The 19,354-nt window shown below is 36.9% G+C and carries 19 protein-coding genes and 1 tRNA gene; 13 read left to right on the forward strand and 7 right to left on the reverse strand.

Going from position 1 to position 19,354, the window contains the following annotated elements:
• Window positions 1-12: 12 nt before the first annotated feature.
• The 6 genes from BALOs_RS06865 to BALOs_RS06890 form a co-directional block, all read right to left on the reverse strand.
• Entirely contained in the window at window positions 13-996 is a 984-nt protein-coding gene (locus tag BALOs_RS06865) for a hypothetical protein (protein ID WP_120404702.1), read from the reverse strand.
• Between the two features lie 122 nt (window positions 997-1,118).
• Window positions 1,119-2,513: an L-serine ammonia-lyase gene (locus tag BALOs_RS06870; RefSeq protein ID WP_120404703.1), complete on the reverse strand. Its 1,395-nt coding sequence runs from the start codon at window positions 2,511-2,513 to the stop codon at window positions 1,119-1,121.
• 37 nt (window positions 2,514-2,550) lie between these two features.
• Window positions 2,551-4,056 (reverse strand): fibronectin type III domain-containing protein, encoded by a 1,506-nt coding sequence (locus BALOs_RS06875; RefSeq protein WP_162929593.1) that lies wholly within the window; start codon window positions 4,054-4,056, stop codon window positions 2,551-2,553.
• Window positions 4,057-4,135: 79 nt separating this feature from the next.
• Entirely contained in the window at window positions 4,136-4,414 is a 279-nt protein-coding gene (locus BALOs_RS06880; protein ID WP_115363774.1) for a hypothetical protein, read from the reverse strand.
• Between the two features lie 50 nt (window positions 4,415-4,464).
• Window positions 4,465-5,079, reverse strand: coding sequence for a 3'-5' exonuclease (locus tag BALOs_RS06885; RefSeq protein ID WP_115363772.1), 615 nt, complete (start codon window positions 5,077-5,079; stop codon window positions 4,465-4,467).
• Complete coding sequence (locus tag BALOs_RS06890; protein ID WP_120404705.1) at window positions 5,066-6,115, reverse strand: serine protease; 1,050 nt, start codon at window positions 6,113-6,115, stop codon at window positions 5,066-5,068. The genes BALOs_RS06885 and BALOs_RS06890 overlap by 14 nt, the downstream gene beginning before the upstream one ends.
• Window positions 6,116-6,237: 122 nt before the next feature.
• On the opposite strand from BALOs_RS06890, the gene queA reads away from it, so the two are divergent.
• From queA to BALOs_RS06925, 7 genes are all read left to right on the forward strand, one after another.
• Complete coding sequence (gene queA / locus BALOs_RS06895) at window positions 6,238-7,296, forward strand: tRNA preQ1(34) S-adenosylmethionine ribosyltransferase-isomerase QueA (protein ID WP_205570977.1); 1,059 nt, start codon at window positions 6,238-6,240, stop codon at window positions 7,294-7,296.
• 6 nt (window positions 7,297-7,302) lie between these two features.
• Complete coding sequence (gene tgt, locus BALOs_RS06900; protein ID WP_115363768.1) at window positions 7,303-8,421, forward strand: tRNA guanosine(34) transglycosylase Tgt; 1,119 nt, start codon at window positions 7,303-7,305, stop codon at window positions 8,419-8,421.
• Between the two features lie 25 nt (window positions 8,422-8,446).
• Window positions 8,447-8,785 (forward strand): preprotein translocase subunit YajC, encoded by a 339-nt coding sequence (gene yajC / locus BALOs_RS06905; RefSeq protein WP_115363766.1) that lies wholly within the window; start codon window positions 8,447-8,449, stop codon window positions 8,783-8,785.
• 24 nt (window positions 8,786-8,809) lie between these two features.
• Window positions 8,810-9,115, forward strand: coding sequence for a twin-arginine translocase TatA/TatE family subunit (locus BALOs_RS15470; protein WP_115363764.1), 306 nt, complete (start codon window positions 8,810-8,812; stop codon window positions 9,113-9,115).
• A 121-nt stretch (window positions 9,116-9,236) separates the two neighbouring features.
• Window positions 9,237-10,946: a protein translocase subunit SecD gene (gene secD, locus BALOs_RS06915; RefSeq protein WP_115363762.1), complete on the forward strand. Its 1,710-nt coding sequence runs from the start codon at window positions 9,237-9,239 to the stop codon at window positions 10,944-10,946.
• A 14-nt stretch (window positions 10,947-10,960) separates the two neighbouring features.
• Complete coding sequence (gene secF / locus BALOs_RS06920; protein WP_120404706.1) at window positions 10,961-11,890, forward strand: protein translocase subunit SecF; 930 nt, start codon at window positions 10,961-10,963, stop codon at window positions 11,888-11,890.
• A complete protein-coding gene (locus tag BALOs_RS06925) occupies window positions 11,877-12,629 on the forward strand; it encodes a hypothetical protein (RefSeq protein WP_120404707.1) in 753 nt (250 codons plus the stop codon). The genes secF and BALOs_RS06925 overlap by 14 nt, the downstream gene beginning before the upstream one ends.
• Before the next feature lie 22 nt (window positions 12,630-12,651).
• Here the strand turns inward: BALOs_RS06925 and BALOs_RS06930 are convergent, their stop codons facing one another.
• On the reverse strand, window positions 12,652-14,343 hold the full coding sequence (locus tag BALOs_RS06930) for a hypothetical protein (protein WP_133296988.1): 1,692 nt from the start codon (window positions 14,341-14,343) through the stop codon (window positions 12,652-12,654).
• A 315-nt stretch (window positions 14,344-14,658) separates the two neighbouring features.
• On the opposite strand from BALOs_RS06930, the gene BALOs_RS06935 reads away from it, so the two are divergent.
• The 6 genes from BALOs_RS06935 (at window position 14,659) to BALOs_RS06960 (ending at window position 19,318) form a co-directional block, all read left to right on the forward strand.
• Complete coding sequence (locus BALOs_RS06935; RefSeq protein ID WP_115363754.1) at window positions 14,659-14,964, forward strand: HU family DNA-binding protein; 306 nt, start codon at window positions 14,659-14,661, stop codon at window positions 14,962-14,964.
• A gap of 131 nt (window positions 14,965-15,095) precedes the next feature.
• Window positions 15,096-15,172 (forward strand) — tRNA-Cys (locus tag BALOs_RS06940).
• 292 nt (window positions 15,173-15,464) lie between these two features.
• Window positions 15,465-15,980 carry a DUF6036 family nucleotidyltransferase gene (locus BALOs_RS06945; protein ID WP_162929594.1) on the forward strand — a complete coding sequence of 172 codons (516 nt, stop codon included), beginning with the start codon at window positions 15,465-15,467 and terminating at the stop codon, window positions 15,978-15,980.
• Window positions 15,973-16,638 (forward strand): hypothetical protein, encoded by a 666-nt coding sequence (locus BALOs_RS06950; RefSeq protein WP_120404709.1) that lies wholly within the window; start codon window positions 15,973-15,975, stop codon window positions 16,636-16,638. The genes BALOs_RS06945 and BALOs_RS06950 overlap by 8 nt, the downstream gene beginning before the upstream one ends.
• A gap of 211 nt (window positions 16,639-16,849) precedes the next feature.
• Window positions 16,850-17,719, forward strand: coding sequence for a hypothetical protein (locus tag BALOs_RS06955; protein ID WP_120404710.1), 870 nt, complete (start codon window positions 16,850-16,852; stop codon window positions 17,717-17,719).
• A 459-nt stretch (window positions 17,720-18,178) separates the two neighbouring features.
• Complete coding sequence (locus BALOs_RS06960; RefSeq protein WP_120404711.1) at window positions 18,179-19,318, forward strand: LanC-like protein; 1,140 nt, start codon at window positions 18,179-18,181, stop codon at window positions 19,316-19,318.
• Window positions 19,319-19,354 lie beyond the last annotated feature (36 nt).

Raw genomic sequence — 19,354 nt, forward strand, 5'->3', positions numbered from 1 at the left:
TATAAAGCTATATTACATCTTTTGAAATTGTTCTAGGTATCCATGATACTTTTGAACCTCGCCATCACTTTCTTGCTCATAAGTAAGCTCTGGAAGAATAACGTTATCAAGAATATTTTTTACACGCTTGTCAATTTCTGGTCTCTCACCGATTTCTAGCATGAAGTCATACGTTGCAAGGGCCTCTTCGTATTTTTCATTTGTTTTCTGCTTATTTGTCAGTGTCGACTTTTCAAGAATCGATGGGAAGGCAAGCTTTCCAAGTTTTCCTGTCATTAGGTATAGGCCTGCTGACATTATCTTTACATCAGAGCTATCCATTGAGTCTTTAATTGCAAGTGCTAAGATCATATCAATTCTTGCATTAAGAAGTGCGATAATCATTTTACGATTTGAGTATGTCATAAGCTCTCTTTCAGCTTCTGTTAGGTTTGCTCCCGCATATTCTCTTTTTAAAGTTGACTTTAAAATATCGTAGAATGAAACTGCAGTGAATTTGTTCTTGCTTGCATTCTTTTCTTGTAAGAAGTGTTTCTCATGCATTGCTACGGCCATTGCATAAAAGGCCTTGTCGTAATTGTATTTTTCGAATTTCTTCGGTTTGCTCCAGTCTAGATGTATTGGAGTAAGCTTTCCATCTTCAATCTTATCTTCAACTTGTGAGTAGATATCTGTTAAATTTCTAATAAATTCTTTTGAAGCATCAAGAAGCATCTCTCTTCTTGAAAAACTATCATCATATGATGTTCCTGGATTCCAAGAGTTGAATTCTAGTGCTTTATAAAATTTTGCTGCTGCTGTGATCTTTCCAGCAATATCAATTTTAGGGTCTCTAACTTTTTCCATCTGGTTATCTCTAGCACCAGATGCCATACCAGAGCGTGCTCCTTGGGCCGTTGTCTCAAGGTTATTTTCAATTTGTTTGATTTTATCTTTAACTTTTGAACATGACACAAAACACATCGTCATCGCGCACATAAGTAGCAGCTTCTTCATATTCTCTCCCTAACTTTCTCTAATCAATTGTTCTATAAAATATGTTTTTCTATGATAGCTAGAAGGAAATTGAAAGCCTTTGAATTAACGTATGAAATAAGTAACGTGTCTAAGTGACTGATTTAACATTCAGTGACATTAACAGCTAAACCACCGCGACTAGTTTCTTTATACTTGGTTTGCATATCAGCACCTGTATCTTTCATGGTTTTGATAACTTTATCGAGGCTAACGTAGTGACTTCCGTCTCCGCGCATTGCCATTCTTGCAGCATTTATTGCTTTTACTGCACCCATTGCATTTCTTTCAATACATGGGATTTGCACAAGGCCACCAATTGGATCACAAGTTAGCCCTAGGTTATGCTCCATTGCTATCTCTGCTGCGTTTTCTATCTGTTCGTTAGTTCCACCAAGAACTTGGGCAAGACCTGCTGCTGCCATTGAGCAAGCAACGCCAACTTCACCTTGGCAACCCACTTCAGCACCAGAGATTGATGCATTCTTCTTGTAGAGAACGCCGATTGCTCCTGCAACGAGTAAGAAGTCGATAACCTTATCAATTGTAGCGTCTTTAACAAACTTTAAATAATACTTCACAACGGCCGGGATAATTCCTGCTGCACCATTTGTTGGAGCTGTCACAACTTTTCCGCCTGATGCATTTTCTTCGTTAACTGAGATTGCAAATAGGTTTACCCAGTCCATAATAGTAAGAGGATCAAGGTTTTTCTGGCAGTCTTTCTTCAGTAGAGCTGCATGGAGCTTCTTTGCTCTTTTGTTTACCTTTAGACCGCCTGGAAGTTGGCCTTCTGCTTTTAGGCCCCTTTTAATACAACTATTCATTGCATCCCAAATGGCAAGCATTCCTGTATTGATCTCATCTTCAGTGCGCCAGCTTTTTTCATTGGCCTTAATGAGTTCGCAAATCGTAAGATTATTCTTCTTTGCTTGAGATAGTAATTCATCTCCACAAGTGAATGGATATTTAACTTTGCTTTCGTGTTGTGAGAATATGTCGCCTTTATTATTTTCACCCTCAGCGATTATAAATCCACCACCGATTGAGTAATAAATTTTCTTAAAAAGCTCTTTTCCATTTTCATCAATTGCTTGAAAGCACATTCCGTTCGAATGAAAATCTAGTGTTTGACTGCGATGAAATAAGATATGCTCACGAGGATTAAAGTCGACAATTTTGGCGTGCTTATGATCTTCATAAAATTCTAGTTTATGTGCCTTATTAGCGCGTTCGAGGATTCCATCGACACGATCTGGACAAATTTCTTCTGGAGTGTGTCCACTTAGGCCTAGAATGATTGCCGTATCTGTTCCATGGCCTTTACCTGTAAGAGCTAAAGAGCCATAGAGTGCTGTTGATACAAGTTGAGTTTGCTCATAGAGTCCATGTTCCATGAGACGATCCATAAAGTCCTTAGCGGCCTTCATTGGTCCAACTGTATGTGAGCTACTTGGCCCAATTCCAACTGAGTAAATATCAAAAACACTTAAATTCATGAGGGATTTATAGCAGATGATTACTAATCTCGCTAGATTAGTTCCACTTATCTTCAAGGTATGTATGAATAGTGTTCACAGTAGTGGCATCAGGTGGATCATTAAAGAGCATAAGCTCCATAATATCAGCGTTTAAATAGCCTCCGTCACCACTGAGAGTGCCATTGTGATCGTATGTATCACCTGAGTAAGAGCCAAGGGATATTGTCCCTGAATGGGCGTAGAGAAGTGACGTTGAGGTTGTCGATCCTATTGAACTTCCGTTGACATAGCAAGTAAGGTCGCCGTCAGGCCCCGCTGGCCCAGTGTAATTTGTGTAATCAAAGACCCAAGTTACGTGGTAGATGGTATTTGTTGAGATTGGCGCTGAGACAAAGGTAAATGGTTGGATACCATCGCCATCGTCAGTCAAATTCCAGAACCCACAATAGAGATTATTTCCACTAATATAAATATTCATTCCTCGTGATGAGCCACCTTCTTCATAGATAACTTGGAACGTATTTGTATCGGCCGAAGTCTCAAAAGAAGCGGTGATATTTCGTTGATTTGTGGTGGCCGTATTTAGGTCAGCATGGTTTGCAACAGATAGGTTTTGAGTACTACCATTAAAGACAACGTGGTTATCAAGATTATCAAATGAAGGGGATGCATTGCCTGTATAGAAATTATGAACATTAGCTGAGCCAGATGTATCAAGCCAATCCTGAACAAATCCGTTAAAAGCACCATTGGCCGCATTCTTTCCAGTGTTATCTAGCATAGAAGATAAGTCATTAGCATCCAGTCTAACGACCATATTTGGAAGAGAAGTTGCTGGATTAAAAACCTGAAAAGCTACAGAGTCCTGACTTATGCTAAAACCAGCACCATCATAAGCAGTTAATGTAATATAGTAATTAGAGCCCTCTGTTAGTGTAAAGCTTGCTCCGTCCACACCGTCACGTAATTTATAACTTGTAACATTTCCGATATCGATCCAGCCTTGGACATTTGTAAGACCTGGGTTTGTTCCAATAGCAATTTCGTAATGATCGATTTGGCAATTATCAACTGCAGCGCTCCAGGTTGTTGTCGTTGATGAACTTACTGTTGCATCGTCTGCTGAAACATCGGGAACGCCAAGAGAAGTAGGTGCAGTATTATCCCAATAAAAGCTAGGCGTTGTAACTGTTGCTGATTCAACTGCTGTAGTGCCAACTGCTTTAACAGATGGATAATAAGGTGTGCATTCAGTTAGACCAGTTAGAGAGACTTCTGTATGTGATGCTGCTGTGGCGATATTTTTCCATGGTACAAGCTCAGCTCCACCCGCTGTTGTTCCTATTGCGTATTCGATATGACTAAAAGATGCTGGGTTAGTCCAAGTTACTTGAGGGGCATCTTGTGGAAGGCCCCCTGTAATGACTGTGCTGGCAATTGCAGCACCAGTTGGTGCTTCTTGTGTAACCGGAGTCACTGAGATTCCAGACGCTCCATCAACCCCTCCTGAGCAAGAGGTAAAAAAGAGTATAAATATAGGTAAAATGGCGTATTTAAACATAATTTGTTCTACAAAAATTATAGAACAATGTTCAAAAATATGATTTAGGAAATTTTTTTCCTAATCTAAGTTATTGAAATTAGTTTCCTCTTGAGTCAGGATAGATACATCGGTCCCCGCAGTGCTCTTCTATGTCCTGCCACTTCGGTCTCTGCTCTAATTCATACTTAAATTTATACTCTTCTTCAGATGATGGCCTTCTGATTTTCTTATCGTCATCCTTGGCCGCCTCTTCGTAAGGATTATCCATTTCAAAACTATTAAATTGATAAGGACCGGGTTGATTGCTTGGGGCCCCTAAGACGTCAATGGCCGCCAATGTGAGAAGAATTGCAAAAATATACTTTAAATACTTCATATCCATAAGCATATTTTTGATAAAGAATGTTGGGATTTAATGAATAAAGTTTACGATTCTTTCAACTTTAGGGCCTGATAAAGCTTTAGTGAAATCCAAGCATCAGTGGCCGCATAACGAATCTGTGGTGGCGTCAACTTTGGATTTTCCCAGTTAGTAAGCTTTGCTGCCTTGGAGATCTTGCGATTCATTAGAAGTCCCGTTAGTGACCTCAGCCCAAGTGTGACATACCCAGCTTTCTTGGCCAGATCCTGAACATCAATCACGCCTTTAGCCGTTATCTGAAAGTGTTTCTTTAAATCACGACAGTCATCTTTAATGGCAACACCTGTCTTAATAATATCTGGATTTTCGAGATATTCTCTTAAGTAATCTGGGCATTGGATTAGATTAAGGCGAAAAAGATAGCACTCATCTTCAAAAGAAACCTGAACAAGACTGATTTGAAAATTATCGCTCTTTTTAAAAGAAGGCCTTGATTCTGTATCAAGGCCTGTAATTGAATTATCTTCTAAATGTTTTTGAAAACTCTCTTGCGCTTGTTGCGACTTCTCTTCCGTATCAATTAGGTGGATCTTTCCATCAAAATCAATAAGCTCAAGCTTATTAATTTCTTCTTTACTAATACGTCCATTTTGGACTTTCTTTGTTTTAGAATCCTGCATTTAAGATCTCTTCAACTTCTTCAACGACTTCTTCTTCATCTTCTTCTTCTTCGTAAACATTTTGGTTTATGAAAAGTGGACCTAAAACCTTCTTTAAAACATAGTCGTGGTTTGCTGCTGCGATTTTCGTTACAGTTTCACCCATTGCGCCTTTTGATGGATAAGACATACGGTCACATTTCTTACCTTGTCCTTCACACTTATTTACGCGGTAACACATTTTATCGTAGTCAAAAACATAGTCGATTTCACCTGCAACAAGAATTCCTACAACTTCATCTTTCGAATTTAGAACAGGAGAGCCTGAATTTCCTGCAAATGTATCAAGATCAGTTGTTACATCATTTCGATATGGTTTATTTGTTACAATTTTTGCATCACCAGATACCTTAAGTGGTAGTCCAGTAGGGTGGCCAGCAACATAAATATCAGTACCTTCTTTTACTGCAGTTGATTTAAGATTTAGCTTTAGTGGCTTCTTATCTGCTGCGCGACGATCCAGTTCAACGACTGCATAATCTAGAAGACCAGTGTAAGATGCTGCAACAACTCTCTTACATCCATATACTTCATTCTTTTCAATGACTAATTTTCCATCTGAGTTTACAGAAGTTGCCTTGTAGTTAAAGACCCATTTATTATTCTTACAGCTTTCTGATACTGTGTCTGCTACTTGAGTCCCGCCCTTAATCATGCAGTGACCTGCAGTCATAAGAAGGTTTTCACCAATTAAAAAACCAGTACAGCTAGATATTGTTGGTTCAGATCTGAATTTCATATCTGAACACGTTGGGTAACCTCTATGAGATTTTAGAGTAGGAAAACTCTTAAAAATCGAGTCCAGAACTTCACCTGATTCTGATCTCGCAAAAATATAACTTGGTACCATTGCTGCAACACTATCAACAAGAAATCCTTTGTCAGATTCTTCAATACTAACGCGATTATCCTGGCCGTAGATTACTTTATTCATGGCCATAGCATTTGTTGAAATAACTAATGAAAGTGCAGCGATTTTAAATAATTTGTGCTTCAAGATTCCCTCTCTTTTAATTTTTGTAAGTTTTTGCAGTTTTCTCTAATATTGAACATAAGAAAGTTGTAATTTGAAAAACTTACATGATGACGATTACCTAATTTCACGCTACTATCCGCCCTATGGATAAGCCTATAAATAAAGAAGATTTGCAACTGTCTGCATATGACTACGATTTGCCTAAGGAGCTAATTGCGACAAGGCCAGTTGAGGGACGTCATCATTCGCGTCTTCTCGTCTATAACTGTCAGACTGATACAGTTTCTCATCACACTTTTAATGAGTTAGTTAATTTTCTACCGCAGGAGACAACTCTTGTTTTAAATCAGAGCAAGGTGTTTCCATGTCGTCTAAAAGGTAAGAAAGAAACTGGTGGAAGTATTGAGGTCTTTTTTCTAACTGTTGAGCCAAATAAAGATGGCCTATATCGCGCCCTTGTTAAGGCCAATGGGAAAAAGAAAGCTGGTGATATCTATCATTTTGAAGACGGACTTACGATTGAAATCAATGGAAATATAGAAGGAGAGTTTTTGATTCGACCTTCTCTCATTGGTAATGATCTTATTAATTATTTAAACGCACATGCTCTTGTTCCAATTCCTCCTTATATTCGAGGAGGAGAGTCTGATGAGCAAGATAAGAAAGATTATCAAACAGTTTTTGCTAATGAGTTGGGAAGTGTTGCTGCACCAACTGCTGGCCTACACTTCACAGATGAACTTCTATCAAAAATAAAAGAAGAAGGTCACGATATTGCCAAGGTAACATTACATGTTGGGCTTGGAACATTTGCTCCTGTTAAAGTCGATAATCTAGAAGATCATAAAATGCATAGTGAAAATTATTGCGTTGATAAGAGTGATTTTGAAAAGATTAAAAATGCAAAAAAACGATTTGCTGTTGGGACAACAAGTTTAAGAACACTTGAGACGATATGGCAGGCGGGAGTTGAAAACTATACTCCTGGTGAACTTAAGGACACAGATATTTTTCTTCATCCAGGTGTGGATGTGAAAAGTATTGATGGTTTAATAACGAATTTTCACCTACCAAAATCGACACTACTTATGCTTGTTAGTGCGTTAATCGGTCGTGAAAAGACTCTTGAATTATATGACATTGCTGTGAAAGAGAAGTACCGCTTTTTCTCTTATGGTGATGCGATGTTGATATTGAGGTAATTGAATATGATTAAAGTTGAAGGATATAGCGGTAAGGCCCGCGCAACAACAATTACAACTGAGCACGGTGAGATTAAAACACCTATCTTTATGCCTGTTGGAACTCGTGCATCTGTTAAGTGTATGTGGCAAGAAGATTTGTATGAAATGAATGCACAAATTATTCTTGGAAATACTTATCACTTATACTTAAGGCCAGGGCATGAGCTCATTGAAAAAGTTGGTGGTGGCCTTCATGGCTTCATGAATTGGGATAAACCGATCCTTACTGACTCAGGTGGATTCCAAGTATTCTCACTTTCAGATATCAATAAAATTACAGAAGAAGGGGTGACTTTCTCTTCACATATCGATGGGTCAAAGCATCTCATCTCTCCAGAAAAAAGTATGGAGATTCAAAAGGGCCTAGGCTCAGATATTGTTATGGCATTTGATGAATGCCCAAAACTTCCTGCTACAAAAGATACTCTTCGTGAAAGTATGGAGCTAACTTTAAGATGGGCCAAGCGTTGTATTGATTATAAGCTTCGCGACTATCAAAAACTTTTTGGAATTGTTCAAGGAGGACTCCATAAAGACCTTCGTACGGAATGTATGCAACGACTTGAAGAGATGGACTTTCCAGGCCTTGCTCTTGGGGGACTTTCTGTTGGAGAAAAGAATGAAGAGATGGTGGATTTCCTAAATGACTTTGTTCACACGATGCCTGATCAAAAACCAAGATACCTAATGGGAGTTGGTAAGCCTCTTGATATTCTTAACGGGATTCGCGCTGGTATTGATATGTTTGATTGCGTTCTTCCTACAAGAAACGCTCGTAACGGCCAGTTCTTAACACATGATGGGCCACTTAATATTAAAAACCTTCGCTTTAGAGAGGATACTCTTCCAGCTGATCCTAGTTGTGATTGTAAGGTTTGTAAGACTTATTCACGCTCATATATTCGTCATCTTTATACAACTGGAGAGTTCCTAGCTGGTAACCTTATTACTTATCATAATCTCTATTTCATGATTAAGATGACTCAAGATGCACGACAAGCGATTCTTGATGATAGGTTTGACGATTATTATAAAGAATTTTATAACAGATACACTTCACGAAAATGGGCCGCAGGCCAATAATTTAAAACTCTATTAGGAGAAATTAATGTTAGATTTATTTATCTCAAACGCATATGCACAAGGTGCAGCTGCTGGACAGCCAAGTACTGCTATGAACTTTGTTCCAATCATTGCTGTTGTCGCTATTTTTTATTTTCTAGTTTTTAGACCTCAGAAAAAACAGATCGAAGCAGAAAAGAAAATGCTTGATACTCTTGAAAAAGGTAATCGTGTTTACACAAAGTCTGGAATTTTTGGTACAATTGTTGGGATGACTGAAAAGATTGTTGACCTTGAAATTGCAGAAGGTGTTAAAATTAAGGTTCTTCGTTCACAACTTGGTGGATTAGAAGAAGCAATCCTTTCTAATAAACAAGACAAATAGTCTTATTCTTAAAGAGAGTTAAGTATGTTTGGTGGCTTTGGAGCTGGAGAGTTACTCATTGTTTTAGTTTTTGCCCTGATTTTTATCGGGCCTAAGAAACTACCTGAACTTGCAAAAGGTTTAGGAAAAGGACTAAGAGAGTTCCAAAAGGCCAAAGATGACTTAATGGATCACGTAAATGATGCTGCTGAGCAAAACTCAGCAGCAACTGAAAAAGTCGCCGATCAATCAACACAAAACGATGCGCAGCTCGAGTCTGGGCAGGATGAAGTCGTTGATGCATCACAAGATAAAGTTGAAGCAGAAAACCCAAAATCAAAAGACTCGTAAGTTTCTGAAATTAATCTATTCTTCATATTGTTTTTAAGTAGTTATTCTCATATAATTTTTGTAGTTTATTTAACTCAGATATTGAGAAAATCTAAGAAAACCCAAGGATTAGGAGAATCTAATGAGAAGAGGCTGGTGGTATCGCTTCGTATTTTTACTTATCGTAGCGATCATTTCAGGTATTTCAATAGTACCTACTGCATTTAATTTTAAAGAAACAGATAACTTTCCTGTAAAGTCCAAGATTAACCTAGGTCTAGACCTTCAAGGTGGTCTTTATATGATCCTAGGGATCGACTTTAAGAAAGTTTATAAAGATGAAGTAAAGGGTTATGCACGTCGTGTAGAATTTAGCTTTAAAGATGAAACGGGAAGTGGATTCAAGCTAGGTGATATCGATGCATCAGATCCTCTTGATCCAAAGCTTGAGATTCTTCTGAATTCAGCTGCTGATAATGAAGCTGTAAAAAGTGTTATTCATGACACTTATAATGGTTTAATCAGAATCACAGGTGATACAGGAAGTACGATTTCAATCGCTCTAACTAAGAAAGTTAAAACTGATATCGAAGAACAGTCAGTAAAAAGATCGATTGAAGTTATCCGTAACCGTATTGACGAATTTGGTGTAACAGAGCCAGAAATCGTTTCACAGGGGACAGATCGTATCGTTGTTCAACTTCCTGGTGTTAAGGATATTGAAAGAGCAAAAGAGCTTATTGGTAAAACAGCTAAGCTTGAGTTCAAAATGGTAAATTCTGAAATTGCTCCTGCAACTATCCAAGGTTGGGTATCAAAGGCAAAAGAAGAAGGGCTTGAGTACAAAAAAGGTGAGCGTTTCTCAACTTATGTATCAAAGGTTAATGAATTAGTAAGACAAGACCTACCTAAGGGACATGTTCTTGCTTTTGAGCGTGTGACTAATGCTAAGGGTGATATTTTACAACTTGTACCATACCTTATTGAAGCAACTCCACGTCTTACAGGTGAAGACCTTGAAGATGCAAGAGTTCAATTTAATCCACAACAAAATAATCAACCAGAAGTTGGTCTAAACTTTAAGTCTCGTGGAGCAAAGATCTTTGCTGAAGTTACGGGAGAAAATGTTGGCCGTTTAATGGCAATTACACTTGATGGAAATGTTTACTCAGCTCCGCGTATCAACGGTAAAATTGCTGGTGGACGTGCAACGATTTCGCTTGGTGGAAAGAGTTACAACGAGCAACTGAAAGAAGCAAGAGACCTTGCTTTAGTTCTTAGAGCTGGTGCTCTTCCTGTTCAACTTGATTTCTTAGAGCAAAGAACAGTTGGTCCATCTCTTGGAGCTGACTCAATTGATAAGGCAAGATTTGCTGCCATCATCGGGTGTGTTCTTGTATTTGGATTTATCTTAGTTTACTACAGAGTTTCTGGGATGTTTGCTATTACAACTCTTGCACTAAACGTTCTAATTATCCTTGCGATGTTAGTTGGGCTAGGTGCTACTCTTACTCTTCCTGGTATTGCTGGGATCGCTCTTACTGTTGGTATGGCAATTGATGCTAATATCATTATCTACGAGCGTATTCGAGAGGAGATACGTAAGAATGTAGGCTTCTATAAAGCCGTTGAAAATGGTTTTAATTCAGCATTTTGGACAATTATTGATGCCAATATCACAACTGCACTTGCAGGTATCTGTCTACTAAACTTTGGTACAGGTCCAATTAGAGGTTTTGCGGTAACACTACTTATCGGTATTTTTGCAACAGTTTATACATCTTACTTTGTTTCTAAAATCTTCTTCGAATTCTATATGAATAAAGTTGAAGGTCAGGATTTAAGTATTTAAGGTTGGAGTAATTAATGTTTGAAATAATTAGAAGTAATACAAATATCAATTTTGTAAAAAAGTTTGGGATAACATCAATTATCTCAGCAATATTAGTAATCGGATCTATCTTCCTTATCGCAACTAAAATGAAGTATGGGGTAGATTTCCGTGGTGGTGCTGAAATTCAAGTTAAGTTTCAAAAATCTGAAAACTTAAATGAATTAAGAAAGTCCATGAAGGATGCAGGGTTCTCTGGAATCACAATGCAGACAATTGGTGAAGCATCTGAAAATGAATACCTACTTAAGGTTTCGGCAAATGAAGAAAACCTTAATGAAGTAACAGATAAGGTTTCAAAGACTTTAACGTCTAAGTATGCAGCTGACGGTGTTGAGATTAGAAAGGTTGATATCGTTGGTCCAAAGGCCGGTGCTGAGCTTAGAAAGTCAGGTTTCCTAGCGATGCTATGGGCACTCCTAGCGATTATGGTCTATGTAGGTCTTCGCTTTGACTTTAAATACTCACCAGGTGCAATTGTTGCTCTATTCCACGATGTTTCAATCATTCTAGGTGTTTTTGCTCTTACTGGAACTGAATTCACACTTCAAACTGTTGCTGCCATTCTTGCGGTTATTGGTTACTCAGTAAACGATACGGTTATTGTTTATGACCGTGTTCGTGAGCACGAGGCAAAGTTTGTCGGCCGTGATATTAAAGAGCATATCAACAATGCAATTAACGAAACACTTTCAAGAACAATTCTAACTTCTGGTACAACGCTATTTGTATCAGCAACAATGTTCTTTATCGGTGGTCTCGCTATCCGTGATTTCTTTATGGCAATCACTCTTGGTGTTGTTGTTGGTACTTACTCATCTGTTTTCGTTGCAGCACCTGTTGTTTTATTATTTGATCGTCTAAGAGATGGAAAGAGTTCAAATACAGTAAATGCACAAGCTTAAGACATTAATTAATTTTAATTTTCTTATATTATCCCTATGCGTTCTTTTTTGGACGCATGGGGTTTTTGCTTATGGTGAGGACTACGATCGTGGCCAGCATCACCAATCAAATGAAAATAAAGTAGAGGAGCTACAAGAGTCGATTAATACTCTTTCAAAGCAAATCGAAAATAGTGACCAAGACGAAAGTGGTGATACACCAAATCTAAAAGATTTGAGTGAGAAATTAAAGGCCAGTGAGCTATCGACAAATGGTTCTAAGGCTTTACCCCAAGGCCTAGGCACGACAGGTATTTCTAAAACAAATCCTGCTCAAATGCGTATGGCCATTAAAATGATTAATTCTCAATTCAAATACATGCCTGATGATGAAATCGCTCAAATGATTCATTCATCTCTTGAAGGCAAGCCTATGGCCGGCTTTCTTATCAACTCAGAGAGGCTTACAAGCTTTCTCATTGGAATGGTAAAGGATGAAAAGGCCTTACTATACCTTTTTGAATTAACTCAAGATAAGAAGGTTATGAAGCTAGCATTCTTTACGATTATAGGCTTAATTATTATTAACTTCTTTCTAAGACGTAAGATCATTAAAAAAGATGATTTTATCCTCACTCGTTTTGTTAAAGGACTCTTATTCTTTGTAATCTCAACAGGTCTAAAAGTAGGGATTCTTTATTTCTTATATAAAGACTACTTAGGTCCAACGGTGGACATTTTTGTCGAACGTGTTCTCTAAATTTCTTTAAGGCGTTCTAAGATTACTGTTGGGTAATTGGAATACAGGCCATTTTTCTATCAAGTGGTTTGATCGTTGTAGGAATAGATGTTGTGTATCCACTACTTGTTAACTCACTTGAGTGCATGACTTGATATAGCTTCTGATATCCACGTTTTTGAACGTATGGGGCATCTTCATCTGCTGGCCAATAGAAATACGTCGGCTGCGATACAGTATCTGCTGTTGGTTTATAGTGAACACCATTACTTGTTAGGTGGAACCAAATCTTTTTCAGTTGTGACTCACGAATGAACATAACGTCTGCTGGTTTTACTTCTTGTTTATTTCCGTCACCAAGATCGATAACTTCTCTCGGCCCTTTGGCAAAGTAGAGACCTTCTGTTGGGACACCAACGATCTCTCCAATAGCTCTAAACTCAATTGTGCTTGAATTATATTCAGCTTCACCAGGACAGATTGCATTTCCAGAATTATCAGTAAAGAATGGAATCATTGCTAATCCTGAAGAAATTAAGCCTGAGTCTGCTGATGTACAGGCCTCTGGCATGCCACCATCTTCAACACTTACGTTTGGAGCAACACATGTTTCAAGCGGAGCAAAGTATTCTTTATTTCCACTAACATTAGCACCCATATCGATCATTCTCTGTTTGATTAAGTAATCAACAGTTCTAATCTCACCATCTTTTATAAAACGCACATCATTTACATCCCATAATGAGAAGTGACCTGGCGTAAGCTCAAGTCTTGAAAACTGTGGAGCATCATCAGTTTGACCTTCTTTAATATAGTCATGACAAAAGATTGTATCACTCACACCTGGTGGTAAGTAAGGTGTAGGGTAGTCAATTGGCATATAGAAGTGCTTTCTAATAGTATCAAGATAAATTGATTGTGATGCATCGTAATTTGGGCTTGTGGCCGTTGCACGGATCATACAAGTGTATTGAGAAACGAGTTTAATCTTTAAATTTCCTTCGTACTCATCATCATCACCTGGTTCAAATAATTTAAATTGTTCGTAATCACTTTGTGCGTTTTCAATTCCAGAGCCTGTCTCTTCGATATGAAAAGTATAAGCTTCCCCAAAACGCGCACCAGTTGATTCTAAATTCGCTTCAAAGAGGTTTGTTCCTTGATAAGTTTTAAGGTTCGTTGCAAATCGTCTTCCATCAATATCTGTAGCTATGAGCTCACATGATGGTGGGTTCGCATCTTGTCCATCTGGAGTATTATCTAAAGCATTATTACAAAAACCAAATAGGTTCTGTAGCTGTTCATCATCTTTTACTTTTGCACCTGGAGTAACACTTCCAAAAATCGTTGCAACAGTAACTTCTTTTTCAAGACATGTCGCTGCACAATCTGGTCCACTTGTTACTGAGGCCACTTTTTGATTCTTACAAATACAAAAGTCATCATCGATAAAAATTGAATCACTTGGTCTTTCAATAACCTCAGGAGGAGTAATACAAACACCTTCAGAAATTTCGATATTATCTAGGATAAATTCTTCAAAATCATTATCGACAAGTATTTTTTCTAATTGTTCTTCATCAGCAACAACTTCACCGTCATTACATGAAGAAGCACAGACATTTCCTTCGTTTAGGAGAAAGTATAGTCCTTCACATGTATCTGAGAATTCCACATCGTCAAAGAATCCGTCTGGACGTGCAACCTGTGGAACACATGAACTAGTTATAAACATGAATAGAATTAGATAAATTACCTTCATTGGCTTAAATCCCTCAAATATCTAAGTACTTAATCGCCATTTTTCTATTACTTCTTTAATTTTAGGTTAATTTCTTACATTTCCTCGTGTTTTTGTCCGTTTTTATGTAATTTCAATGTGTTATAATATGTGGAAGTTTTAGCAGGCACTAAGTAGCAGTAAATATTTTGTGGCATTATAAATATATCTAATGTTTTTAGAGACTTGGACGATAAGTAGGTAACTAAATATCGTGGAATTAAGTTTAGAAGTAAAATAAGTTCTCGTAACGTTAGAGAGGAGATAAAAATGACAAAAGCAGATTTGATCGCAGCAATTGAAAAGCAGGCCAATGTAACTCACAAGCAGGCCGAAACAGTTGTAAATATTTGTTTTGATGACATGATCAATGCTTTATTTAACGACGAAAGAATCGAAATCAGAGGTTTTGGTTCATTTGCTAATCGTAATTACAAAGCTTATGAAGGGCGTAACCCTAAGACTGGTAAGGTTGTTAAGGTTCCACCTAAGAAAGTACCTTTCTTCAAAGTTGGAAAGCAGCTACGTGAAATGGTTGATGAAGGTAAGGACAAATACGTAATTCGCGAAGCTTAATTACGTCTTCCAAGTTAATTTTCAATACTTAATATAGGCCTGCTGCATTAGTGGCAGGTCAATATTCTTAAGTATTTAGATTGACTTATCAAAAAATATCCATATTATAGAAAATCTAAAATCATTCATGCGGACGGGTGCTAGAGTGGTCTAATAGGGCAGTTTGCAAAACTGTTTTTCACCGGTTCAAATCCGGTCTCGTCCTCCACTAAAAACGCCAAGGCTTATGTCCTTGGCGTTTTTGTTTTTGTGGAGCATGAACGTAGTAGTCTAGACTCAAGCGTGAAGGCCCGAATTGAATGGCCTGTTTTTTCCGGCTCTCCTAATGACTTTATTCCATATTCGTAAATACCTGTAATAGCGTTAACCTTCCTTAACCTATTGTTTTTACAATACGTATTTAAATATAATATTTAATTATTTTTACTATTTTCCGATAGGTTATAAAATAAACTCCAAATAGTTTGGAGTTTATGGTAAACTTTTTATGTGAGGCAGAAATGATTGTAGACATAGATTTAGCACTAAAGAAATTAAATGACTTCCTAGCGAAGGAAGGTAAGGCCTTAGAGTTTGTTATTTGTGGTGGAGCATTAATTTATCTTTCTGGGTATAACAGTAGGCCAACTCAAGATGTAGATGTTTTAAAAGGCTTTAATGAAGTACTCAAACAAGCAAGTAAGGACATTGCTGAGGAACTGGGAATAAGTGAAAAATGGCTAAATCCTCATGTTGAAGTTTTTGTCGAGTATTTTCCAGAGGGCTGGGAAGATAGAGTCGAATTAGTGAGAAACTATAGTAATTTAGAAGTGTTTGGAGTTAGTAGACAAGATTTAATATCAAACAAGCTTAAGTCACTTCTAACAAGAGAAGCGGATAGGCAGGATCTCATATTAATGAAAGTAAGTAGAGAAGAGTTTGATATAGCAGTAAGCTTCGTCCAATCTTTTCCTAGTTTTGATGCTGTCGGCAAATTAGATGTTGAAATAATTGAAAGAGAGATATTTGATGAATAGAGATAGGATTTATAACATTGCAAATGCCTTTGGCTTTACTTTTACTGGTGTAGATTCACTTGACTATTCTGTATCTCCAGAGAGGTTTATTGTTGATACCCTTTCACTGTCAGGGGAAAGCCTCTTTAGGGAGGAAAGTCGTCTTCATACATTACTGAGAACATGGGTAAGAGATAACTCTCATCTGTTAAGACCTGAGTTACTTGTATCACTTGGTAGCTCTCTTGAAGGTATTTCATTGCGAGTTTTGGGTTCTATTTGTCTTATTGCTCAAGAATCAGATACTGCTAGTAAGAGATGGAATCGCGCTATTAGGCGTATATTGAAGATAGTCGACAGTGATAGATTGTATTTATATCCAGAAAATTATCCAAACAGTCGTATAGATCAGTATTTATCTGAATTTGGTATTCACTATAGATCGGTGGAGTTTCAAGATGAAAGAAAGTTTAGAGGGCTAAAGTGGATGGTAGAAAATAACCCATGGGTTAAAAATAGGATTCTAATGACTGTCTCTGCCAGAGCAGATATATACACATACCTTTCTAATAATGAAACAGCTAAAGAAAAAGAAGTATGTACAGAGCTTGATGTCGGAAAAAGCTCATTTTACTCAATCAAGAAAAGCTTTGAACTAATTAGGTTAGCACATAATTAGAATTAAATGCATTTTTAGAAGGGCGTGCTTACAAGTGCTTAATTGAATACTTAAATTATTGAAATATTGGAGAATCTATCGAGTCCTCCACATGAAACGCCACGGCTTATGTCCTTGGCGTTTTTGTTTTTATTAACATATTTACAATTGTCTTCTATATACAATAAAAACAATGTATTTAATGTAATAACTTGTGTTTATTGAGGACTTTATGAATATTCTTATTTTGATCTGTATTACTTTTAATCTAACAGTATATGCCGTTGATAGAGCAAGCATTGACAAGAAATCTTTAACTACAAAGCAATTGTTAATAGGTAATATAAAAAAGGAGTTTGAGCTTAAGTTCACAAAGAATAGAAATGGTATTTTAGAGTATTCTTCTGAATTTGAGTTTGTTGATATAGATGGAAGAACAGGAAAAAAGGATTACTCTTGTAGGCCTTTAAACTCGTTTATTAACTCAATAGATGATTTTAAAACTATCATTCTCAATAATAGTGAAAAATTAATATTTCATATGATTAATGATTTAAAGACTAAAGCTGAAGTTTCATGTGAAAATATTCGCCGTATGAAGAAGTTATCTAAAAAGCTAGTTCATAAAACAATGTCAGAACAAAAGTTTGTTAGTATTATTAAATATGATGTTCTATGTGAAGAAAGGTTTAATAATACTTTAAACAAAGAAATTCTTAGTAACATGAAAGAGAGAATATCTTCTACATTTAATGATGACATTCTTTTTAAAAATACGTTGTACAACTATATCGGTCAGTTAAACATTGTTAATAATATCAACAGAGCAAAAGACGACTACGATAATGAAGTATGGACGTCTACTTTTGATGAGCTAGATTTCAATTGTAGCTCTAAGATAAATACTGATTCGACAAAAATGAAAAGCTATGAGCATGCTTACTATTCATCCACGATTTTAGATAACTCTCTCTCTACAGAGTACAATTTAAGCTGTATTAATTCTAGTCGGTCATTAGTCAGTTATAATTGTCAATTGGAGGCTCTGAAATTCGGGATTAAGAAAGCCGGAGAGCTTATAAAGGCAGAGGAATATAAATAATAGCTCATTTTTAATTCTCGACTCTAGTACTTAAACTATAGAGATCGAGTACTTGTCCAACTGATTCGATCGAAACATCTTAAATTTAAATCGTAATAGCCGTGCTAATTTGTGCTTAATTGAATAATTAACTTATTGAAACATTGGAGAATCTATCGAATCCTCCAAATTTAAAAAGCCTACCAATGGGAGGCTTTTTTATTTTCTTTTGAGTACGCGACACCTTTATGCAAAATAAGTTACTTAGTAGTTTATTATAGGGCGTATGCACATGAAAGTTGAGTCGATTCATTCCTTTAAGCTATGTTTTAAGTCTGCAAGCATGATTTTTCGATCTTTTTACCACGTATTAACGATATTGGTTCTAGTCAAAAAACGCAACTTATGAGAATTGTATAAAGGTGTCGCGTATACAGTACTGTACTAATAAATTTCATAAATCGTGCAAAGGATTTATAAATGACATCAAACTACGATAAAGATCGTCACGAAGAAATTAATCAAATAGATTGGGATAAAACTCAGACCAAAGAAGTTGTAAAAACGATCTTTCGTGAAGCCGTTGAGAATCTTAATGTAAATAGTGATAAGCAGGGACTCTATGAGGGAAGCGCTGGTGTCTTATGGGGGATTCTTAATATCAAAGAATACCTATCAGAAAGTGTTGATTTAGACCCAATAAAAGCTGCTAATGATATTTATGAATCATATCTTAAAAATCCAGACACTAATAAGGTTGTGCCTTCGCTTCCAATGGGACAAGTTGGTCTCTTGCTTCTCAGGTATCGAATTAATCCATCTAAAGACTTAGAAGATGAAGTCTATTCTCTTGTTAAATCTAATATTGAAAACCCGACTCTAGAGTTTCTGTGGGGGGCTCCTGGAACCATGCTTGCAGCTTCATACTTCTATGATCAAACAAGTCAAGAATGTTGGGCCGATTTATATCGTGAAAATGCAAGGTATCTCATTAAGAAATTACAAGAAACAAGTGAAGAAGCTCTAATTTGGATGCAGGATATGTATGGAAAGGAAGTTCCATACGTTGGCGCAGGTCATGGTTATTTTGGTAATATGTATGGAATTCTTAAAAGAATAGATCTGCTTAGTACAGATGAGAAGAGTTATATTACCCACCATATAAAGAAAACGGCATTGAAACTTTCAAGACAAGATGAAGATGGCCATATCAATTGGCGTCCAACATATCCTGATATTGAAAAAGCCCCGACCCTAGTTCAGTGGTGTCATGGTTCTCCAGGAATTATTACTTCTCTTAAGAAGTATCCAGATGATACTGAAATAAATGAGCTTCTGGTAAATGCAGGAGAACTCGTTTGGAAAGCCGGACCTTTAAAGAAAGGTGTTTGTATTTGTCATGGAACAGATGGAAATGGGTTTGCCTTCTTACAATTATATAAACGTACCGGAGATGCTAAGTGGCTTTCTAGGGCCAGAGCATTTGCTATGCATGAGATTAATAAGGAAGAATATAAGAATAGTAGTTTAAGCTTATTTACAGGTAAAATAGGATTTGCTCTCTTTCTTATAGGATGTCTTGAAGAGCGTGATAACTTTCCATTGTTAGATGAGCTGTGAGGAAATTATCGCCCAGTTACTACTTTTGAGTAATTG

The organism is Halobacteriovorax sp. BALOs_7 (assembly GCF_003612895.1).
GTDB lineage: Bacteria > Bdellovibrionota > Bacteriovoracia > Bacteriovoracales > Bacteriovoracaceae > Halobacteriovorax_A > Halobacteriovorax_A vibrionivorans.